Source organism: Nostoc sp. 106C (assembly GCF_002154725.1).
GTDB lineage: Bacteria > Cyanobacteriota > Cyanobacteriia > Cyanobacteriales > Nostocaceae > Aulosira.
Window position 1 is genome coordinate 22,257 of sequence record NZ_MTAW01000193.1, and the last position, 19,956, is coordinate 42,212.

18 protein-coding genes and 1 pseudogene are annotated in these 19,956 nt (G+C 40.5%); 13 read left to right on the forward strand and 6 right to left on the reverse strand.

The features are described 5' to 3' along the window. Positions 1 to 314 precede the first annotated feature (314 nt). Both BV375_RS29550 and BV375_RS29555 read left to right on the forward strand, forming a co-directional pair. Positions 315 to 1,145, forward strand: a complete 831-nt coding sequence (locus BV375_RS29550; RefSeq protein WP_086767145.1) for an alpha/beta hydrolase — start codon at positions 315 to 317, stop codon at positions 1,143 to 1,145. A gap of 208 nt (positions 1,146 to 1,353) precedes the next feature. Next, positions 1,354 to 2,478: an EcsC family protein gene (locus tag BV375_RS29555; RefSeq protein WP_086767148.1), complete on the forward strand. Its 1,125-nt coding sequence runs from the start codon at positions 1,354 to 1,356 to the stop codon at positions 2,476 to 2,478. Positions 2,479 to 2,949: 471 nt separating this feature from the next. Here BV375_RS29555 and BV375_RS29565 read toward each other — a convergent pair. Both BV375_RS29565 and BV375_RS29570 read right to left on the reverse strand, forming a co-directional pair. After that, a pseudogene (locus BV375_RS29565) lies at positions 2,950 to 3,361 on the reverse strand (type II toxin-antitoxin system VapC family toxin). After that, positions 3,362 to 3,610 carry a hypothetical protein gene (locus BV375_RS29570; RefSeq protein WP_086767150.1) on the reverse strand — a complete coding sequence of 83 codons (249 nt, stop codon included), beginning with the start codon at positions 3,608 to 3,610 and terminating at the stop codon, positions 3,362 to 3,364. Between the two features lie 70 nt (positions 3,611 to 3,680). On the opposite strand from BV375_RS29570, the gene BV375_RS29575 reads away from it, so the two are divergent. The 8 genes from BV375_RS29575 (at position 3,681) to BV375_RS29610 (ending at position 11,178) form a co-directional block, all read left to right on the forward strand. Continuing rightward, positions 3,681 to 3,977 (forward strand): transposase, encoded by a 297-nt coding sequence (locus BV375_RS29575; RefSeq protein WP_243714095.1) that lies wholly within the window; start codon positions 3,681 to 3,683, stop codon positions 3,975 to 3,977. After that, positions 3,958 to 5,439 (forward strand): leucyl aminopeptidase, encoded by a 1,482-nt coding sequence (locus tag BV375_RS29580; protein ID WP_086767152.1) that lies wholly within the window; start codon positions 3,958 to 3,960, stop codon positions 5,437 to 5,439. Before BV375_RS29575 ends, BV375_RS29580 begins: the two co-directional genes overlap by 20 nt. Positions 5,440 to 5,674: 235 nt before the next feature. Further along, a complete protein-coding gene (plsX, locus tag BV375_RS29585; protein WP_086691408.1) occupies positions 5,675 to 6,700 on the forward strand; it encodes a phosphate acyltransferase PlsX in 1,026 nt (341 codons plus the stop codon). Between the two features lie 121 nt (positions 6,701 to 6,821). Continuing rightward, complete coding sequence (locus BV375_RS29590; RefSeq protein WP_086767153.1) at positions 6,822 to 7,814, forward strand: beta-ketoacyl-ACP synthase III; 993 nt, start codon at positions 6,822 to 6,824, stop codon at positions 7,812 to 7,814. Between the two features lie 271 nt (positions 7,815 to 8,085). Next, positions 8,086 to 8,967, forward strand: a complete 882-nt coding sequence (gene fabD / locus BV375_RS29595; protein ID WP_086767155.1) for an ACP S-malonyltransferase — start codon at positions 8,086 to 8,088, stop codon at positions 8,965 to 8,967. A 61-nt stretch (positions 8,968 to 9,028) separates the two neighbouring features. Further along, positions 9,029 to 9,667 (forward strand): lysophospholipid acyltransferase family protein, encoded by a 639-nt coding sequence (locus BV375_RS29600; protein WP_086767157.1) that lies wholly within the window; start codon positions 9,029 to 9,031, stop codon positions 9,665 to 9,667. A gap of 90 nt (positions 9,668 to 9,757) precedes the next feature. Beyond that, positions 9,758 to 10,798: an AI-2E family transporter gene (locus tag BV375_RS29605; RefSeq protein ID WP_086767159.1), complete on the forward strand. Its 1,041-nt coding sequence runs from the start codon at positions 9,758 to 9,760 to the stop codon at positions 10,796 to 10,798. Between the two features lie 83 nt (positions 10,799 to 10,881). Continuing rightward, positions 10,882 to 11,178, forward strand: coding sequence for a DUF2288 domain-containing protein (locus BV375_RS29610; RefSeq protein ID WP_086767160.1), 297 nt, complete (start codon positions 10,882 to 10,884; stop codon positions 11,176 to 11,178). Positions 11,179 to 11,376: 198 nt separating this feature from the next. On the opposite strand, the gene BV375_RS29615 is transcribed toward BV375_RS29610, so the two are convergent. Next, the gene (locus BV375_RS29615; RefSeq protein ID WP_086767162.1) at positions 11,377 to 12,792 is read right to left on the reverse strand and encodes an isochorismate synthase MenF; all 1,416 of its coding nucleotides are present in this window, start codon (positions 12,790 to 12,792) and stop codon (positions 11,377 to 11,379) included. A 288-nt stretch (positions 12,793 to 13,080) separates the two neighbouring features. Here BV375_RS29615 and menA point away from each other — a divergent pair, with 288 nt between their 5' ends. Genes menA through BV375_RS29630 form a run of 3 tightly spaced genes read left to right on the forward strand, consistent with a single transcriptional unit; the run spans position 13,081 to position 16,420 of the window. After that, complete coding sequence (menA, locus tag BV375_RS29620; protein ID WP_086767164.1) at positions 13,081 to 13,977, forward strand: 2-carboxy-1,4-naphthoquinone phytyltransferase; 897 nt, start codon at positions 13,081 to 13,083, stop codon at positions 13,975 to 13,977. Between the two features lie 47 nt (positions 13,978 to 14,024). Further along, positions 14,025 to 15,047: an o-succinylbenzoate synthase gene (locus BV375_RS29625; protein WP_086767166.1), complete on the forward strand. Its 1,023-nt coding sequence runs from the start codon at positions 14,025 to 14,027 to the stop codon at positions 15,045 to 15,047. Beyond that, positions 15,032 to 16,420 carry a 2-succinylbenzoate--CoA ligase gene (locus BV375_RS29630; RefSeq protein ID WP_086767168.1) on the forward strand — a complete coding sequence of 463 codons (1,389 nt, stop codon included), beginning with the start codon at positions 15,032 to 15,034 and terminating at the stop codon, positions 16,418 to 16,420. The genes BV375_RS29625 and BV375_RS29630 overlap by 16 nt, the downstream gene beginning before the upstream one ends. A 5-nt stretch (positions 16,421 to 16,425) precedes the next feature. Here BV375_RS29630 and BV375_RS29635 read toward each other — a convergent pair whose 3' ends face one another. The 3 genes from BV375_RS29635 to BV375_RS29645 all read right to left on the reverse strand — a co-directional run bounded on the left by BV375_RS29635 (position 16,426) and on the right by BV375_RS29645 (position 19,468). After that, a complete protein-coding gene (locus BV375_RS29635) occupies positions 16,426 to 16,872 on the reverse strand; it encodes a thioesterase family protein (protein WP_086767170.1) in 447 nt (148 codons plus the stop codon). 85 nt (positions 16,873 to 16,957) lie between these two features. Beyond that, positions 16,958 to 18,046, reverse strand: coding sequence for a T3SS effector HopA1 family protein (locus tag BV375_RS29640; protein WP_086767172.1), 1,089 nt, complete (start codon positions 18,044 to 18,046; stop codon positions 16,958 to 16,960). Positions 18,047 to 18,232: 186 nt separating this feature from the next. Continuing rightward, positions 18,233 to 19,468 (reverse strand): aminoglycoside phosphotransferase family protein, encoded by a 1,236-nt coding sequence (locus BV375_RS29645; protein WP_086767174.1) that lies wholly within the window; start codon positions 19,466 to 19,468, stop codon positions 18,233 to 18,235. Positions 19,469 to 19,956: the final 488 nt, after the last annotated feature.

Sequence of the window (19,956 nt, forward strand, 5' to 3'; positions counted from 1 at the left end):
AAGACGATATTTATACATTGCTTAAGCTATTTATAGGGCAGAGTACAATGAGCAGATGATTCTACTCCGGCAAAGATTTATGTGAAGGAGTTCTATATTTGTTACCTTCTATAATGTTGAAGTTGGAGTTTGAATCCTAGATTATTTAATCGAAAAAGTTCTATTTAAGATCATTTTGGGAAACAAAGTATGATTTTTAGAGAATTTTGACTGTTATTGATAGATATTAACCTTTGGTAGATATCAAACCTAAATTTCTTGAGCTTTCATAGGCTAAATTTTATAAAATTAACAAAATAAATTGAAATTTGACAATGCTAGAAGTTGAGTTAAAGCCGTGTTTCCTTACGCCTAAACGCGTACAGCCAGAGTATCCCCTGTTTGTGTATTTGCCAGGAATGGATGGAACGGGTCAACTATTGCGATCGCAAACTGCGGGATTGGAACTAGGTTTTGATGTGCGCTGTTTGGCGATCCCACGGCAAGACCTCACCACCTGGGATGTACTCACCAATAACGTATTAGACTTGATCCACACCGAATTAGAAAAAAGTTCTCAGCGACCAATTTATCTGTGTGGAGAGTCGTTTGGTGGCTGTTTAGCAATGAAAGTAGCTATCCAAGCACCACAGTTGTTTAAACGGATTATCCTGATTAACCCAGCTTCTAGCTTTCATTTACGTCCTTGGTTCAATTGGGCATCCCAGCTAACTTACTTAGTGCATCCTTACCTTTATGAAATAGGTGCACTAGGATTATTACCGTTTTTAGCATCTTTACAACGGATGACCAGAAGCGATCGCCAAGAACTACTAAAAAGTATGCGTTCTGTACCGCCAGAAACAGTCCTCTGGCGATTGTCTTTACTTAGAGAGTTTCATGTGGAAGACGAACAGTTACGTCGCCTTACACAACCAGTTTTGCTGATTGCTGGTGTCCAAGATCGACTTTTGCCTTCTGTAGATGAAGTCAGACGTTTAGCTAACATTTTACCCAACAGTAAGATGCTATTGCTGCCTCAGAGCGGACACGCCTGTTTACTAGAGAGTGATACTAATCTCTATAAAATCATGCACAATCATAATTTCTTGGAAAGTAGTGCTGAGGTTATGCAAGCGATAGAAGCTGGAAATAAAATCAGGTGAGGAGCAAAAAGTTTTAGGTTGACATATCCAATCTGAAGCAGAAATTTCCAATATTATCCAATCAATCTTTACTGCAACAAATTTCTAGTATTCAGATGAGGAAGTATTTTATTTTTAACTAACGGCTTATCCTGATGGAAAGAGGTCAGGTTAAGCACAAATTTGCTAAAACCAAAATAGCAAAGCTATACAATGAAGGTGCCCAGCAATGGCAGACAAACTGAATAACGCAATAGATAAAAAACTAAATAATTCCTCCACTGATAATACAAAAAATGCTCAACAATCATTTTTAGGATCTGTTGCTGAAACGTTAAGCTGGGTAGCGGGGACAGCAGTTGAGGTAGGAGGAACAGCTGTTAAACAAACACATAAGCTAATTGAACAATCCACTCAAAACACCGGGAAGCTAGTGGATAGCCTCAGTCAAAATTGGCTGATTCGCAGATTATCTGGTGTGTTAAATCTGAATTGGTTAATTGGGGCTAGTGAAAATGTTGATCTGCAAAAAGCACAAGAGACAGTTAACAAACTAAAACAACAGTATCCCCAGGAATCACCAAGCCAAATTTCCCACAGAATTATGGTGGAAAAAGCCACTCAAGCAGGCGGAATTGGTTTAGCAACTAGTATTTTGCCAGGAATAGCGGCGGCTTTATTGGCAATTGATTTGGCTGCTACAACACAATTACAATCAGAAATGCTTTATCAAATAGCAGCTGCTTATGGACTAGATTTAAAAGACTCTGCCCGTAAGGGAGAAGTTTTGGCAATTTTTGGTCTAGCTTTGGGTGGTAGTCGTCTTCTAAAAGCTGCGGGATTGGGCTTGCTACGAAATGTCCCCTTTGCTGGTGCGGCGATCGCAGCTAGTTCCAATGCGACGATGATTTATTCATTGGGGTATGCTGCTTGCCGATTTTACGAAGCGAAGTTAGATGAATCAACTTCCCTCACTTCTAAAGAGACATTGGCAACATTAAAGCAACAAAGTGAAAAGTATTTAGAAACAGCGATCGCACAAGAAGCGATCATGGATCAAATTTTAGTACATATGATCCTCGCCAGTCATCCAGACAAGACTTGGTCAGAAATTCGCCCAGAATTACAAGCTATCAATCTGAGTGAACATTCATTAAAAGAGATTTCCGAAAATATCAAATCACCCCAGCCTTTGAATAGCTTGCTAGATCAACTAAATCGTGATTTTGCCATACCTTTATTAGCGCAGTGTCAAAAAATTGCTGAAATTAACGGTGAAACTACAGAGTTAGAGCAAAATATAATGACTGCGATCGCTAATAAGTTTGATTTGGAAAGGCAAAATAGGCAATAGACAATGGCGATGTCTACGACGGGCTACGCTTGCACTGTTTTGAATGCATAAAATTCTCAAATGATTTAGCAAACAGGGAAATTGAGAAAGTAATATGCCTTTTTACTTGCGGAAAACACCGAAATGAGTAAGCATTTAGGCATTTTAAGTAAGCAAAATGGCTTTTTACTTGCGGAAAACACCAAAATGAGTGCGTGATTTAACAAAATGAGAAAGTGTTTAGACATTTTGAGTAAGCAAAATGGCTTTTTACTTGCGGAAAACACCAAAATGAGTAAGCATTTACGCATTTTGAGTAAGCATTTTAGATAAATGAGTAAGCAAAAAGGCAAAATGAGTTAGTTTTTTCAATAAACTATGAAGTAATCTGCTTTTTGGATGATTAAAATCGACTTTATATGTTTTCTTGATGAAAATACCAAAAGAGCGATCACAAAAACAAATTGCTAAGATATGTGATCGCTACGATTATTATTCAATTAACCAGTTTTCTAATTGCAGTGCAGGAATATTGATAAAATGGCGAGTGTTGTTAGTTACTAAAATATCTGCACGAGAACGAGCTACTGCTGCGATGACTGCATCCAATACACCAGTTGGTTTACCTATTGATTTTAATTCAGCTTGAATTTTGCCAAATTCTTCAGCCGCATTCTCGTCAAAATTTATTACTGTTATTAAACTACTAAATTGATTTATATTAATAATATTTTCCTGAACTTTTTGAGAACAATATGCTCCTTTGTAAAGTTCAGCTATTACTATGGTTGAGATATAACACTGGCTAAACATTCGAGTAAAATTGAGCCAGAACTAGAGGATTTTCATTGATAATAGCAATACAGATGTTGCTATCTAGGAGATATACTAGCGCTCGCCCTATCTATGAATATTGCCCATACAGCCTTTCCCACTCTAAATTCTCTTCTCTTTGTAACTCCTCCATAGTTTTCACAAAATCCTCTCTAGATTCTCTGTTATTTGATAAAAAATCCTGCATTGTTTTCAGTCTTTCTTGGTGGCTAATTGACTGAGCAATTTCAATATCAATTACTATTTCTGTACTATCAGGAATATTTAGTTCTTCTGATAACTCTATAATTTTGCCACGTTTGATACCTTTAATTTTCATACGTTTTCTCCAAAATGGAGTTTTTTACATTTTATCCTGAAAAATTTCTAAAAAAAATTGCTACTGTCTTATGTCTCGCTTACCCCGCAATTTTCAACCAGGATTTTGTTATCACATCACCATCCGTTGCAATAACCGCGAATTTCGCCTCACTCGCCTAGAGTGTCGGGAGGTGTTTGTTGACGCTATTAACAAAGCAAAAGAGAAATATGGCTTTAAACTCTATGCTCTTTGTATTATGAGCAATCATGTCCATTACCTGCTACAGCCAATTCCCCAATCCCTGACAGCACGAACAGAAAATTTTACGCAATACTGGTACAAGAACTTTGACACAAAATACAAAAATGGTAATTCGACTGAGTGATACGCCTCTCTTGGAGTGGTCAGGGGATACTCTAGCAATTGGCTTATTTGAAGATGCAGTAGAGTTAACTGGTGAACTAGCAACTTTAGATGGCAAGTTTGCTGGGATTTTAAAAGAACTGATTGCTGAAGAGGAATTTAAGGGTAAAGCCAATAGCACGATTTTTACTCGTATAGCTGCTAGTACCCCAGTTAAGAAAGTGATTTTGGTGGGTTTGGGAAAAGCCGACGCGCTAAAAATTGATGGTTTGCGACGTGCAGCTGCGGCTGTAGGCCGAGTAGCCAAAAAGCAAAAAAGTAAAGTTTTAGGGTTTAGTTTTCCATTATGGAACAACGATCCGGCGGCAACTGCCCAAGCGATCGCTGAAGGTGTGCAACTGGCGCTTTACCAAGATCTCCGTTTTAAATCAGAACCCGAAGATAAAGGCTCACAAGTAGAAACCATAGATTTATTAGGGTTTGGCGGGCAAGAAGCAGCCATTAACCGCGCCAATCAAATAGTTTCTGGGGTAATTTTGGCAAGAGAGTTGGTAGCAGCTCCAGCAAACGCTGTTACACCGATTACTATGGCGGAAACTGCCCAAGCGATCGCCACGGATCATGGTTTACAAATCCAAATCTTAGAACGGGAAGAGTGCGAAAAGTTGGGCATGGGTGCTTTTTTAGGAGTAGCTCAAGCTTCTGATTTGCCTCCTAAATTTATTCATCTAACTTACAAACCAGAAGGCACACCGACACGCAAACTAGCAATTATTGGTAAAGGCTTAACCTTTGACTCCGGCGGACTCAATATTAAAGGCGCTGGTAGCGGCATTGAAACTATGAAAATTGATATGGGTGGTGCAGCTGCCACTTTAGGCGCAGCCAAAGCAATTGCTCAAATTAAGCCAAGTGCTGAGGTTCACTTTATCTCGGCCGTGACCGAAAACATGATTAGCGGTCATGCGATGCACCCAGGCGACATCCTAAAAGCGTCGAACGGCAAAACTATTGAAGTGAATAATACCGACGCTGAAGGGCGTTTGACTCTAGCCGATGCCTTAGTATATGCCGAGAAATTAGGAGTAGATGCGATCGTTGATTTAGCAACCCTAACTGGTGCCAACGTCATCGCCTTGGGTGATGATATTGCAGGTTTGTTTACTCCTGATGATGCTGTAGCTTCCCAACTAGAAAAAGCTGCGGCATCATCAGGAGAAAAGATTTGGCGGATGCCAATGGAAGAAAAGTATTTTGAAGGGCTAAAGTCTGGAATCGCGGACATGAAAAATACAGGTCCCCGCCCAGGAGGCGCAATTACTGCGTCCCTTTTCCTCAAGCAATTCGTCAAAGATACCCCTTGGGCACACTTAGATATTGCTGGTCCGGTGTGGTCAGATAAAGAAAATGGATACAACGGACCTGGGGCAACAGGTTTCGGTGTGAGAACCCTTGTTGATTGGGTACTGAGTCCAGTTGAGTAGGTAATTGGGGATAGGGCATGGGGCATGGGGCATTGGGCATTGGGAGGAGAGGGAAGCTTTTTCATATTCTCCCCACACTCCCACCCGCTCTGCCCCCAGTCCCCGCCAATTCATGTTATGTTGAGCTTGCCAGAACCTCTTGCATAGTGGGAAGAGTAATTTGGCAGTCTAAATGTTCCGATTTTTCGGCAAAGCCATCTGGTAAAATTTGTAAGGTTTCTAAAAGCTCTAAGCAATGGGATCGACTGGCGTAAGGATCGCAATTGACGCAATGGGAGGGGATCATGCACCCGGTGAAATCGTAGCTGGCGCAATCCGAGCACGAGAAGAATTGGGTGTAAAAGTCCTGTTGGTGGGTGATCCCCAACAAATTGAAGCTGCCCTGCCGCCAAAAACAAGCCTGGCGCAGGTAGAGATCGTTCCTGCTGAGGAAGCGATCGCAATGGATGAGGAGCCTTTAAACGCAGTTAGACGCAAACGTAAGGCTTCAATTAATGTGGCGATGGATCTGGTGAAGCAGCAGCAAGCAGATGCTGTGTTCTCAGCCGGACACTCTGGGGCAGCTATGGCCTCTGCTTTGCTCCGCCTAGGACGATTGCCAGGAATTGACCGCCCAGCAATTGGGACAGTTTTTCCTACAATTAAAGCTGGTAAGCCAGTACTAATACTTGATGTTGGTGCAAATGTAGACTGCCGTCCGAAATTTTTAGAGCAGTTTGCTGTCATGGGGTCGGCCTACAGTCAGTATGTGCTGGGTACACCCGAACCAAAAGTAGGTTTGTTGAACATCGGCGAAGAAGACACTAAAGGTAATGAAGTGGCTCTGCGCGCCCACCAACTCCTGCGAGAAAATACTCAAATTTCTTTTATCGGGAATGCAGAAGGACGTGATGTACTTTCTGGCAACTTTGATGTGATTGTCTGTGATGGCTTTGTCGGCAATGTGTTGTTGAAATTTGCTGAAGCCGTGGGAGAAGTGATTTTACAAATCTTGCGGGAAGAACTACCCCAAGGATTGCATGGTCAAATTGGCACAGCAATTTTAAAACCAAACCTGAAAAGGATTAAGCAGCGCATGGATCACGCGGAACATGGCGGTGCTTTGCTTTTAGGTGTGGACGGAATTTGTCTTATTGGTCACGGTAGCTCACAAGCACCTTCAATTTTTAATGCAATTCGCATAGCCAAAGAAGCTGTAGACAACCAGGTACTACAAAGAATCCGGTCCCAGTATGAAGCCCTACAGCGTGATAGTGGTTAGCAATCAGCCAGAAGACAGCAATCAAAATCACAAAAAGTGTGATTAGTCAATAGTTAATGACTAATGGCTAATGATTACTTAATGACTAAACGCTGATAGGTGATAGTTCGGGAGACTAGGAGTGCATAAGTTAGGCATAGCAATTACCGGAAGTGGCTCGGCAGTACCAGAAACTTCCCTAGACAACGCAGCGCTGAGCGAACTGGTTGAAACATCAGACGAATGGATCGCGACCAGAACAGGAATTCGCCAAAGACGCTTGGCCCTGCCAACAGAGTCTTTGAGTGTACTCGCAGCTAAGGCCAGTCGTCAAGCGATTGCATCTGCTGGAATTACAGCAGGAGATATCGATCTAATTCTCTTGGCAACCTCTACCCCTGATGATCTGTTTGGCAGTGCTTGTCAAATTCAGGCTGAATTAGGAGCGACCAAAGCCGTAGCCTTTGACTTGACGGCTGCCTGTTCAGGCTTTGTATTTGGACTAGTAACTGCTGCCCAATACATTAGAGGTGGCGTTTTTCAAAATGTACTTTTGATAGGGGCAGATATCCTCTCTCGTTGGGTAGATTGGCAAGACCGTCGCACCTGTGTATTGTTCGGTGATGGTGCTGGAGCAGTGGTGTTGCAGGCTAATGAGAGCGATCGCTTGCTAGGATTTACACTCAAAAGTGATGGTAGCCAAAACCACTACCTTAACCTTGCCTATCAAGCCTCTTCCCAAGAACTGATTCCAGGCGTCAATATCAGTCAAGGAACATATCAGCCCATTACGATGAATGGCAAAGAAGTCTACCGCTTTGCTGTGCAAAAGGTGCCAGAAGTCATCGACAAAACCTTATTTCAAGCTAACCTCACTATTGAGCAAATAGATTGGCTTCTCTTACACCAAGCCAACCAGCGAATTCTAGATGCTGTTGCTCAACGCCTCAATATTCCCAACGATAAAGTTATTAGTAATCTCGCCAATTATGGCAACACCTCTGCCGCCTCCATTCCGCTCGCTTTAGATGAAGCAGTGCGGCAAGGCAAAATTAAACCCAATGACACTATTGCTGTATCCGGCTTTGGCGCTGGACTTACATGGGGTGCAGCAATTTTTCAATGGGGAAGATAATATTTTGTCCTTTGTCATTAGTCATTTGTCATTTGTTAAGTAGATGAACAAAAATCTGGACAGTCAATAAATATCCCAAATTTTCTTGTGCTGCGAGCAAGATACCCGCTAATACTAAAGTACGGGCAAAACTTCGGTGTGAGCGCTGCCTATCTCACAAGATGGGATAATTTATTTCTGAGAGTTCCCGTATAACAATCAATGACCAATGCCCAATGGCTAATGACAAATGACAAATGACGAATGACCAACGACTAACGACTATTGACCAATGACTAAAACTGCATGGGTGTTTCCCGGACAAGGTTCCCAAGCTACAGGAATGGGAACAGACTTATTAGATATACCTTCGGCTAAAGATAAATTTGCCCAAGCTGAGGCTATCTTAGGCTGGTCTGTCACAGACATTTGCCAAAGCGATGCCGAACAGCTATCACGCACTCTCTACACCCAACCAAGTCTTTATGTAGTAGAAACAATTCTTGCTGACCTGATCCGTGAACGGGGACACCAGCCAGATTTAGTTGCTGGTCACAGTTTGGGAGAATATATTGCTCTTTACATTGCTGGTGTCTTTGATTGGTCTGTTGGTTTACACCTGGTGAAGCGTCGCGCCGAACTGATGGATAGTGTTTCAGGTGGGATGATGGCGGCGCTGATGAACTTTGACCGTGAACAGTTGGACATGGTTATTGCTCAAACACCCAATGTAGTGCTGGCAAATGATAACAGTCCTGCTCAGGTGGTCATTTCTGGTACGCCCGAAGCTGTACAGACGGTAATGTCCCAAGTTAAAGCCAAGCGCGCTATCCCTTTAAAAGTTTCTGGAGCTTTTCACTCCCATTTAATAGCAGCTGCGGCCATGGAATTCCAAGAGATTCTCGAATCTGTGCAATTTCAGCCAGCTATTGTACCAGTAGTCTCTAATGTAGAACCAATAGCAACTGTTGATGCAGAGATTTTAAAGCAGCATCTAATCAAACAAATGACTGGTTCAGTCAGATGGCGTGAAATTTCTTTGCTGCTTCCAACCCAGGGTATTGAGCGAGTAGTGGAAATTGGCCCGGGTAACGTGCTAACTGGTTTGATTAAACGTACTAGTCCTGGTTTAATCTTAGAAAACGTCCGTAATGCCGCTGAGTTGCCTGTTTAGGTACTGGGGAAGGGAGACAAGGGGACATAGAGAATAACAAATGACAACTGACAAATAACAAATGAACAGAAGCCGTGAACCATTGATTAGTCTGGCACTGTATCACGCTTTTAAGTGGTCAGTGGTCAGCCCTATGCTACATGCTTACTTTCGAGTCCGGATTCATGGTGCCGAAAATGTGCCTCAATCTGGGCCATTACTGGTAATAAGTAATCATGCTAGTTACTTCGACCCGCCAATTGTCTCCAATTGTGTACTACGTCCCGTAGCGTACATGGCAAAGGAGGAGTTATTTCATATCCCGGTTTTGGCGCAAGCAATTAAATTGTACGGTGCTTACCCTGTAAGTCGAGGCGCAGCCGATCGCACTGCCATCCGTTCAGCTTTAGAGTGTATTAATAATGGTTGGGCTGTAGGTGTTTTCTTGCAAGGTACTCGCACACCAGATGGTCGCATTACAGACCCTAAAAGAGGTGCGGCCCTGTTGGCAGCTAAGGCAAAAGCGCCCATATTACCAGTGAGTTTATGGGGTACTGAAGGGATTTTACAAAAAGGCTCGACTATGCCGCGTGCAGTTCCCATAACTGTCAGGATTGGTCAGGTAATTGATGCACCTACTTCTACAAATAAAGAGGAATTACAAGCCTTTACCCAAAAATGTGCAGAAGTGATTAACCAGATGCATGATTTAGGGCGATGACTCAAAAAATCGAGAAAATCTGCTGAAGGGAGGTAGCGATCGCTCTTAGGTTTCTGTACGTTTAAAGACAATGCCTTTTGTGAATTCCTTATGAGCGGCTTTGAAGCCAAAAATTTTTGGCAAAGATTGAATAATCTAGCGTTAGTCCGCTTTTTGCTTTTAGTAGCTACTGGTTGGGCTATTATACAGCTTTTAGCATACTTTGAAGGGGTGATTGTTATTTTTACATTCGCCGCTATTTTAGCTTTTTTACTCAGCTATCCTGTACAATGGCTGCGGCGTTTTTTGCCCCACGGTTTAGCAGTTCTTGTAGTTTTCTTACTCAGCATTGTAGTGCTTGGGGGAATAGCAATCACCTTGGGTTTAGCAGTTTTATCTCAAGGGCAACAACTAATCGATAGTGTCACTAATTTTTTAAATTCTTTAGCACCTTTAATTGAGAGATTAGAAAACTTTCTACGTAGCCGCAATCTGCAAATAAATTTAGACTTTATTCAAGAGCAGTTACGCAATCAAGCAATAAATAGTTTGGTAAATAGCCTAGCTATTTTACAACAATTTCTAACAAATTTTGTAACGTTTATATTAATTGCTGTTGTTGCTTTCTTTATGCTTTTAGATGGAGAAAAAATTTGGCATTTAATTCTAAAAATAGTACCAAGGCAGCGACGCAGTAGATTTACTAATGTAATAAAACGCAGTTTCCTAGGATTTTTTCGAGGTCAGTTGTTATTAACCTTGTTTTTAACTAGTGCTACATTGTTGGTATTTTTACTTTTAAATGTGCCTTTTGCCTTGCTTTTATCAGTGGTAGTCGGTTTACTTGATGTTATTCCTGGCATAGGCGCAACATTAGGAGTTAGTACGGTAACTTTAATTGTATTATCTCAAAATGTTTGGCTAGCATTAAAAGTATTTGTGGCTTGCATTGTACTCCAGCAAATCCAAGATAATTTAATTGCGCCGCGAATTATGCAAGGTGCCTTGAATTTAAATCCGATAGTAGTTTTTTTTGCTTTGCTAGTAGGTGCGAGAGTAGCAGGTTTGTTAGGTATTTTTATTTCTATTCCTATAGCTGGAGTAATTGTATCTTTGTTTGAAATTGAGGAGATGCAAGCAGACGTTGAGTAATTAATTATTAGTCGTTAGTCATTAATTCTTGGTTGCAAAAAATGTACAATGAAACTTAGGCTGATAAAAAAAATTGAGAAATTATGCCGGATTTAAGAACGGAATTAGCAGCAAATTTAGATGAAGCAGAGTGGGAATGGCTAATTCCTCATGTCAAAAGGGATGCAGTGATTGTAGTGGCGCTGGGGCTAGGCTTGTTGGATGTCGGAGTAGCGATCGCTAGTGATAATATTCCACAAGTGCAACTATGGATTGATGAGCAATTGATTACCAAACCCACCACCGAACAGTTAGGAGAGTGGAATGGTAATCCTCAAAAGCGGTTTCAAACACTTATTGTCCAGCCCTATGTTTTAGCGCAAGAAATAGTGGATACATAATCTGCGATCAAGCAGAAAAATAGGAACTAAGAAATTTAATTGTAGGGTGTGTTATCGCTTTAGCGTAACGCACCGGATTTATTGCTGTGTTACGGCGATATTTGAATTGATATAAAATGTGTATAAAAATTTAAGGTGCGTTAGCCTGCGGCATAACATACCCTACAATTTCTGGTTGACTTTATAAATTATTGATAACTAAACTAAAGCTTTCAATAAAGCCTGAAGTTTCAGTTGAACTTCTGCAAATTCTTTTTCAGGATCGGAACCTGCAACGATACCAGCGCCTGCATACAGTCTAGCGCGATCGCCATCTATCAGTGCTGAACGAATTCCCACAATAAACTCGCAGTTACCTTCAGAGTCTACCCAACCCAAGGGTGCAGCATATAAACCCCTTTCAAAGTTTTCGTAACGACGAATTTCTGCACAAGCAATATCTCTCGCTGCACCAGCTACAGCTGGTGTAGGATGCAATTGAGCGACAATTTTTAAAGGATGTACGTTAACCGGGACTATTGCGCTAATTGGTGTCCATAAATGCTGAATATTAGATAATTGTCGCAGGCGGGGTGGTAGTACCTGGGGTAATAAACCTATCTGAGATAGGCGTTGAGTAATGAAATCAATTACGAGAGAATGTTCGTGCTTTTCTTTTTGACTATTTATTAAACGATTAGCATTAGCTGCATCTTCAGCAGGTGTTTTACCTCGTGGCGCAGAACCTGCTAAAGCATCAGTAATTAACTGTTGCTCATGAATACTGATTAAGCGTTCTGGACTAGCTCCAATAAAGTTTTGTCCTTTGCCGTTACTTGTAGAGAATATATAGCAATTGGGATGGATTTGTCGGAGATTATTTAAAGATTTAAATAAGTTAAAATTGTTGCTTGAGCTAATATCTAGGGCATCTGCTAAAACAATTTTAGTTAAATGATTAGCATGTATTTTTTCTAAAGCAGATGATACAGCGCGTTTAAATTGAGCAGCGTTGGTAACGGATTTTTTGCTAAGATTTGCCGGAAAATTGTCAATATTTGGGGAATAATATTTTAAAGCATTGATAGTTTCAATTTTGTTAAACAGAGTTTGGATTAATCTAGAGATATTAGCGCTAGCATTAATAATTGAATTCATTACTAAAATACAGCGCTTATTTTTTACAGCTATTTGCCAATGTGGTAGAAAAATTGTAGCTGAAGGGAATGGATAATCGGCTTGATAATTTTGATGAAAAAAGCTGAAGTAACAGAAAAAGTGAGGTCCAGAAAAAGGTTGATTTTTGTTGCCGAAACTAATTATATTTTTTAGAGAATTTTTGATAAAATACTCAGCCTTACTAAATCGCTCAGTACCATCAATATGTAATTCAGCTATAGGATCAATGGCAGCGATCGCTTCTCCTTTACCCTTATTCTCAAAATAAAAATTTACCTCATTTACTTGGGCAAGCTTTTCTAATACAACTAAAGGATCAACTAAGTCAATTTCTAGAGAAATACTGACAATTTGCCTACTATTATTTTTGAGGCAATTTTCCTGAACTGCTTCCAGAAATTGGTAGAGATCTTTGCGATCTACAAAGAGGTTGTTGCGACATGGGGAAACTGTCATGGATCTAGTAATAGTAAATTTTTTTTAAGTTATCTTCCTAAAGTGCAATTAAACATGGTCGTATTTCTACAGGTAACATATTAAGTCGCCATTTCACCAGAGTATGGTTTGCCTTGTTTTTGGTGTTACAAGACCACGACAAGCCATGCTCAGTTTTATGCTGCAATTTGAGAATTATGTTTTCAGCAAAAGCAAAAGTTTTTTGCAAATCACTAACATCTAGTGTCTCTGAAAATAATAAAATCTAAAGTATGAGTAAGGTTCTGGCAATTTAGTTAATCACAACTGATGACTACAAAGCAGATTTTATATCCCAAAACCAAATTATGGATGGCAGCGATTAAACCGCCGATGTACAGCGTTGCCATTATGCCTATTTGGGTAGGAACAGCGGTAGCATTTGCAGAAACCAAAAATTTTCATGCAGCAGTATTTTTTACTTTTATTGCTGCTGCAATTTTAATTCTGGCGTGGGAAAATATTAGTAATGATGTCTTTGATTCTGAAACGGGAATCGACAAAAATAAACACCATTCACTGGTAAACTTAACTGGAAAAAAATTAGTAGTATTTTGGTTAGGAAATCTTTGCTTAGGTTTAGGGTTGCTGGGAATACTAGCGATCGCACTTTGGCAACAAGACCTAACTGTAATCGGGATAATTCTGCTTTGCTGTGCTTTGGGCTATATGTACCAAGGACCTCCCTTTCGTTTAGGATACCAGGGTTTAGGCGAGATTCTGTGCTTTTTCGCTTTTGGTCCGTTGGCAGTCGGAGCAGCATATTACAGCCAAACCCAAGCTTGGTCAATGACGAGTTTACTAGCTTCAGTGATAGTCGGCATTGTCACCAGTTTAATTTTGTTTTGCTCCCACTTTCACCAGGTTGATGATGATATAGCCGCAGGTAAGCGATCGCCTATTGTCCGCCTGGGAACCCAAAAAGCATCTCAAGTTCTCACTTGGTTTACTGCAAGTATTTATCCCCTCACCTTGATTCTTGTTTTGTGGGGAATTTTCCCTGTCTGGACGCTTTTAAGTTGGCTAAGTTTACCCTTCGCTGTAAAGTTATGTCGCCATGTCCAAAAAAATCATAACCAACCAGATAAGGTGAATAATTGTAAATTTATCGCCGTAGCTGTACATTTTTGGGCTTGTTTGCTGTTGGGTGTGGGATTTGTGCTTTAGCTTTTATTTCACGCAGAGGCGCAGAGGCGCAGAGAGAATGAAGAGGTGTGATTTACAGATTTGAATTTCGTCCGATAGCGCGGAGATTTTTGCGATCGCTTACCACCAGTCATGGTAATTGGGATATCCGCGAAAGTATTATTCTTCGCCTGATTGATGAAACAGGTAGAGATGGATGGGGAGAAATTGCCCCGATCGATTGGTTTGGTTCTGAAACTCTCCAACAAGCTTTAGATTTTTGTCGCCAAATACCACAGGAAATCACAGAAGAGACGATTTTTAAGATTCCCGATGATTTACCCGCCTGTCAATTTGGTTTTGAGTCAGCGTTTGAGCGACTAGGGAACTCGGGGCCCCCTCTGAGGATTAGGGGCAATGGGGGCTGGAGACTGGAGGGACAAACAGGACAAGGGAGAGTAACCAATTCCCAATGCTCAATGCCTTATAGTGGCTTATTACCAGCCGGGGAAGCGGCATTAAATGCATGGCAAAAACTGTGGGAGCAAGGATATCGCACGTTTAAATGGAAAATTGGTGTTTATGCGATCGCGCACGAACTAGAAATTTTTCACTTACTCATTCACAGCTTACCAGCCTCTACAAAACTGCGATTAGACGCAAACGCTGGACTCAGCTATGAAGAAGCTCAGTTATGGCTAGAGAATTGCGACAAATTCCCCACAAATATTGAATTTATCGAACAACCGCTAGCTGTTGAGCAATTAGAGAGGATGTTGCAGCTGAGTAAAGGTTATAGTACAGCGATCGCTTTAGATGAGTCTGTAGCTACACTCTCACAACTTACTCATGCTTATCAACAAGGGTGGCGAGAGATTTTTGTAATTAAGCCAGGGATAGCAGGTTCACCATCGCGGCTACGGCAGTTTTGCCGACAGCATAACATTGATGCTGTCTTTTCATCCGTCTTTGAAACTGCGATTGGTAGACAAGCAGCACTCCAGCTAGCAGCAGAATTATCTCAGCATAACCGGGCTGTTGGTTTTGGTATCAACCACTTGTTTGAAAAAGAAGAAGATACATGGCTTCAACGTCTATGGCAAAACCTTTAAACTATCTTAAAAAACTAGGTGAACGCGATTGGCTAATTGGTTGTAATAGTCTTCAATTACAGCAACTAACTGAAGAATTTTATTTGGAACTTATGCAGTTGTGTGCATCAGGCACAACACCAAAAATTATTTTAGCTGAACGCCAACCCGAGCGATTTTTAGCGGGCTTTATCGCAGCTTGTGCAGCTAATTGTCCAGTATTTCTTTGTAATCCCGATTGGGGAACACAAGAATGGCAACAGGTTTTTGATTTAGTCCAGCCAGACATTATTTGGCGAGATGGGGAGATAATTAAAAATTCCAAATCACTTTTACTCTCTAACTTAGAACTCATTACTCAGCACTCATCACCGATCATGATTCCCACAGGTGGCTCATCAGGACAAATTAAGTTTGCCATCCACACTTGGGATACCCTGATGGCTTCTGTGCAAGGATTTAAAGAATATTTTCAGCTAAATTATATTAACTCTTTTTGTGTATTACCGCTTTATCATGTCAGCGGTTTAATGCAATTTATGCGTTCTTTTATTACTGGTGGGCAACTAGCTATTCTACCCTTTAAAACATTAGAATCTGGTCGAATATATAATATTGAATATTCAAGTTTTTTTATATCTTTAGTCCCAACTCAGTTACAACGTCTCCTGCAAAACCCAAAATTAACTGAGTGGATATCACAATTTGAAACAGTAATGCTAGGCGGTGCGCCTGCATGGGATGAACTACTAGAAAAAGCTAGATTTCATGGTATTCGATTAGCACCCACCTATGGCATGACAGAAACGGCCTCTCAAATTGCTACCCTTAAACCTGATGATTTTCTGAATGGCAAAGTTAACTCTGGCCAAATTCTGCCTCATGCCCAAGTAAAAATTCGCAACCAGCAAGGTGAATTTTTAAATAGCAATCAGACAGGTAACATCACAATTCAAGCTAAATCTCTAGCCCTTGGTTACTATCCAAAATTGTGGGAAAATCGGCATTATTTTCAAGTAGATGATGTTGGTTTTTTAGATACACAAGGTTATTTAAACATTATCGGGCGTGATAGTGACAAAATAATTAGTGGAGGTGAAAACATTTATCCAGCAGAAATTGAATCAGCCATCAGAGCAACTCAAATGATTACTGACATTTGTGTAATTGGTATACCGGATAACCACTGGGGACAATTATTAACAGCAATTTATATCCCTAAAAAATCTTATACTTCATTAGAAATTAAAACTGCCCTTCAAGATAAAATCAGTAAATTTAAAATCCCTAAACATTGGCTTCCTGTCCCCAACTTACCCCGTAACTCTCAAGGTAAAATCAACCGCCAGCAACTACAGAAACTAGTAACCAACCAAAGCAGCTTGGCTGAGTGAACTTTTTACATAATTTCCCTGGACTTTCTTCTCTCTGCTTCCTCTGTGTCTCTGCGGTTCGTTTCCAACCAATTAACTATTTCAACAGGTAATTCCTGCTTAGTTCTACTACTCACATCAATACAAACGTGTCTAGTGATTGCCTTAGCAACTATCACCTCAGCAATAAAAATTTCGTAAGCGATTTCAAACTTCTCGCCACCTAATTTTTGTGGCATTAAACTCACTAACAACTTATCGCCGCAAAAAATTGGGCGTAAAAAATCTACATTGGCATGAACAATCGGAAAAGCTACGGAAGGACTGCTAAAAAAAGCTTTTAAATCAATACCTACTGCTTCTAGAGATTCTTCATATGCTTCATGACAAATCCCCAAAATATTCGCAAAATACACTACCCCAGCAGCATCAGTATCTTGGAAGCGAACGCTACGGTTATAAGTGAATGGCATATTTGATGATTCAAAAATTCAAGCATAAAAAGAGCAGGCTATAAGCCTGCTCTACAGATTAATTTTACAGTAACTATTACAACAATTAGTTCAAGGGAGAGTAGATATCCTCAGAACTAGGATTGAGGTAAGGACGCTGCACATCAACTAAGTTTCGGGTAAAGTGTCGGTTAATTGACTGCATCCTCTCATCAAGAGCATTCTTACCTTTTTGCCAAGCTTCCAACAAACCATTAGCAACAATTTGACAGCGGTTCATACCAAAACTTTCTTGTGCCGCAAATTTTTTAATAGGTTCTTCGGCTAAACTCAGTCCTGGTGCCAAAAACTTGGTGAATAAAGGGATTTCGGGGTAAAAATGGGATTCATGTTCCGCATAGACACCTTGCAGAACTTCACGGATTGCTAAATAGTCATGACGTTCAAAGTAGAGTATCCCTGAGTCGTAGCGTCCGTATGCAGAGGGATTGAACGGAACCTGAAAGCTAAAAGGAATACCAGCCTCGTTCAGTTCCATTGTGAGACTATCCATGAGCGCGATCGCACCAAATGGTGTGATATTAAAATAGATTCGCCCTGCTCCCAAATCACTCTCTGGGTTGTCTTGTCGTTCTTGCCCGAAATTGCTAACTGCCAAGTAACAGCCGTTTTGCAGGCGATTTTTGGGCATCCATATTGCCACCAAGTCACCAACTTTAGCAGATTGAGAATGGGGTTTGAGATGACAGTCAGGCTCGATGTATAATGTCAATCCGCCCTTGTTCACAGCCATGCTACCATCAGGTTCCTGCCGCAATACTTCCCAACTAGGGTCAAAATAACCTGTACCATGATTGCAATTGTGCAGTCGTTCGTAAAATTCCCCATCAATACCCAAAGTGGCATTGTTTTCTAAATTTTGGTGTGGTAGATGATGAGCAGCATCAGCATTGACTGCCAAAATGTTTTGCAGAGAGCCATTGTAATAGATACCGTAGAGGAAATTCCGCAATAGTAGAGTTAGATACTTATGCTGTAAATCTGCCGAATTTTGCTGAAATCTATCTGCTATTTTCGCTGGCAGGGCAAAGGGTTGATAATTGGGATGGTGAATACAAAAGTTAGACTCGATTTGGATATTACTAGCAATATCAAATAGAGAAGTCAGGGGTTGATGAACAGAAGAATATACCATTAGTTCAATAAAACCTCAAAATTCAAAATGGGAAATTAGACAACTAACAAGTAGCCAATAGCGTGACTTCCCTGATAAAAACCTAGAGATATGAAGAGTTTATGGAAGATTCTGTGTGGGGAATAGAATAAAAATTTCAAATGCAAAAATACAATTTTGCATGGTTAATAGTTCGGCTTACTTAGATTAACAACCGCGGAGGCGAGTTTTTTCGTAATAAAGACGAACCAGTTGCTTCTCTCGTTCTGGCTGAGGAAGTTTATGGACTTTAGCCACAGGTTTTAGAACTTCTGGCTGAGTAATGCCAAAAACTGTCTGTACACCTTGCTCTGGCATAGTCAATAAGTTTTTGGCAACTTGCAGCATACACATGTCAGCATTATCAAAATCTTTGCGACATTTAATCTTGTCCTGAATTTGATAAATCAGTGCTAATCCGGCAAACTGGATAACTCGCAAAATAAAGTCATGGCGGTAGTCCAAAATCATCGGGAAAGCATTGAGATAACTTCGAGTTAAAGCCAAGATTGAAGGTTGAAGAACCTCCAGCGGTGTTACCGCCAGGTGCAGAGATTCTTCTAACTCCAAAGTGGGGTCTACTACAAGACTCGAAAGCCAAATTTCCAAATAGCTTGCTAATAAAGTGCCCAAATCATAAGCAGGATCTCCCCAAGCGCAAGCTTTCCAGTCAATCAATCTTATCAAGCAATTATCAAGCTGCTGCCACCGAGAATGAACCAAAATGTTGTTCAACTTCAAATCGTTATGAGTTAAGCAGCAAGGATTCCATTCGTATGCTAAGTCTGCAATTGCTGATTCTAAACTTTCGTAACGCTGATAGAGAGTATAGAATTGCAACGCTTCAGTGGGAACCATGCCAAAAATTTCTGGTGCTATCGACTCTATCCCTTGGGCCGGATTATAGAAGTGATAACGAAACTGTCCTTCGGGAGCAGTAGCCATAAAATCGCGATACTCTCGACCGTTGAAAGTAGCACGGTGCAACCCCGCCAAGGTAGTACCAATAGCTGAGGCAATATCATCTGCAAAAATATCAGTTTTTTGGTAAAAATTCCTAAGTTCTTGATAGTCACTCAAGTAGTTGCGGACAAGGATAGAATTTTCCTCGTCAAAATGTAGTACTAATGATGCGATCGCAGAAATATTACCGATAACCGGAAACTGCTGTAGCAATTGGTGAAACAACCACTCATTAAAAAACTCATGGGGAGTTTCATGATAATGATTGCTACGTTCTTGTTTAATCAGTAGTTTGCGATTATCTGCCAGATTCACTAGTAAATTGAAATTTTTACTCCTATCTGGTAACTCAGATTCTTTTGATGCTCCATCTTCTGAGCTACACAGACCTGCATCTTGCAGATACTGGATAACGTTTTGAGAAGACAGTGATAATACCATGTATTATTATTTCCTAGTACGTAAAATTGCGGAGAAAATTACCTATTTCAGGATTAGCCTAGCTCTAGCAGTTTTCGGTAGATAGCAACTAACGTATGAATATCAATAACTATTCGTACTATCTATTAATATCCCATCTAACCTAGTAAAACCTGCCAAAATGGCAATATATCTTTTACTGTTCCTTTAAAAATGGGTTCGTTACTCTATTCAATCTTTACATTTCTAAGCAGAGTTACGTAGGTGTATATTAACTGCTTAGGTTGTGTATTTTGATCTGGCTCTATTTTCCAGTCGCAGGAAACACAACTAAAATTAATGATTTTATTCATACCGCAAACTTGTTGTATTTAAGTACGTAGTCACGAAGATTATGAATGTTAAGCTCTAATTTAAGTATAAACTTTGCAACTTATAAAATTTGCCTGATTAAAATTAGGTGTTCGTATTTGGTGCAGCATTGGACATCTCATTATTAAATTAACAAG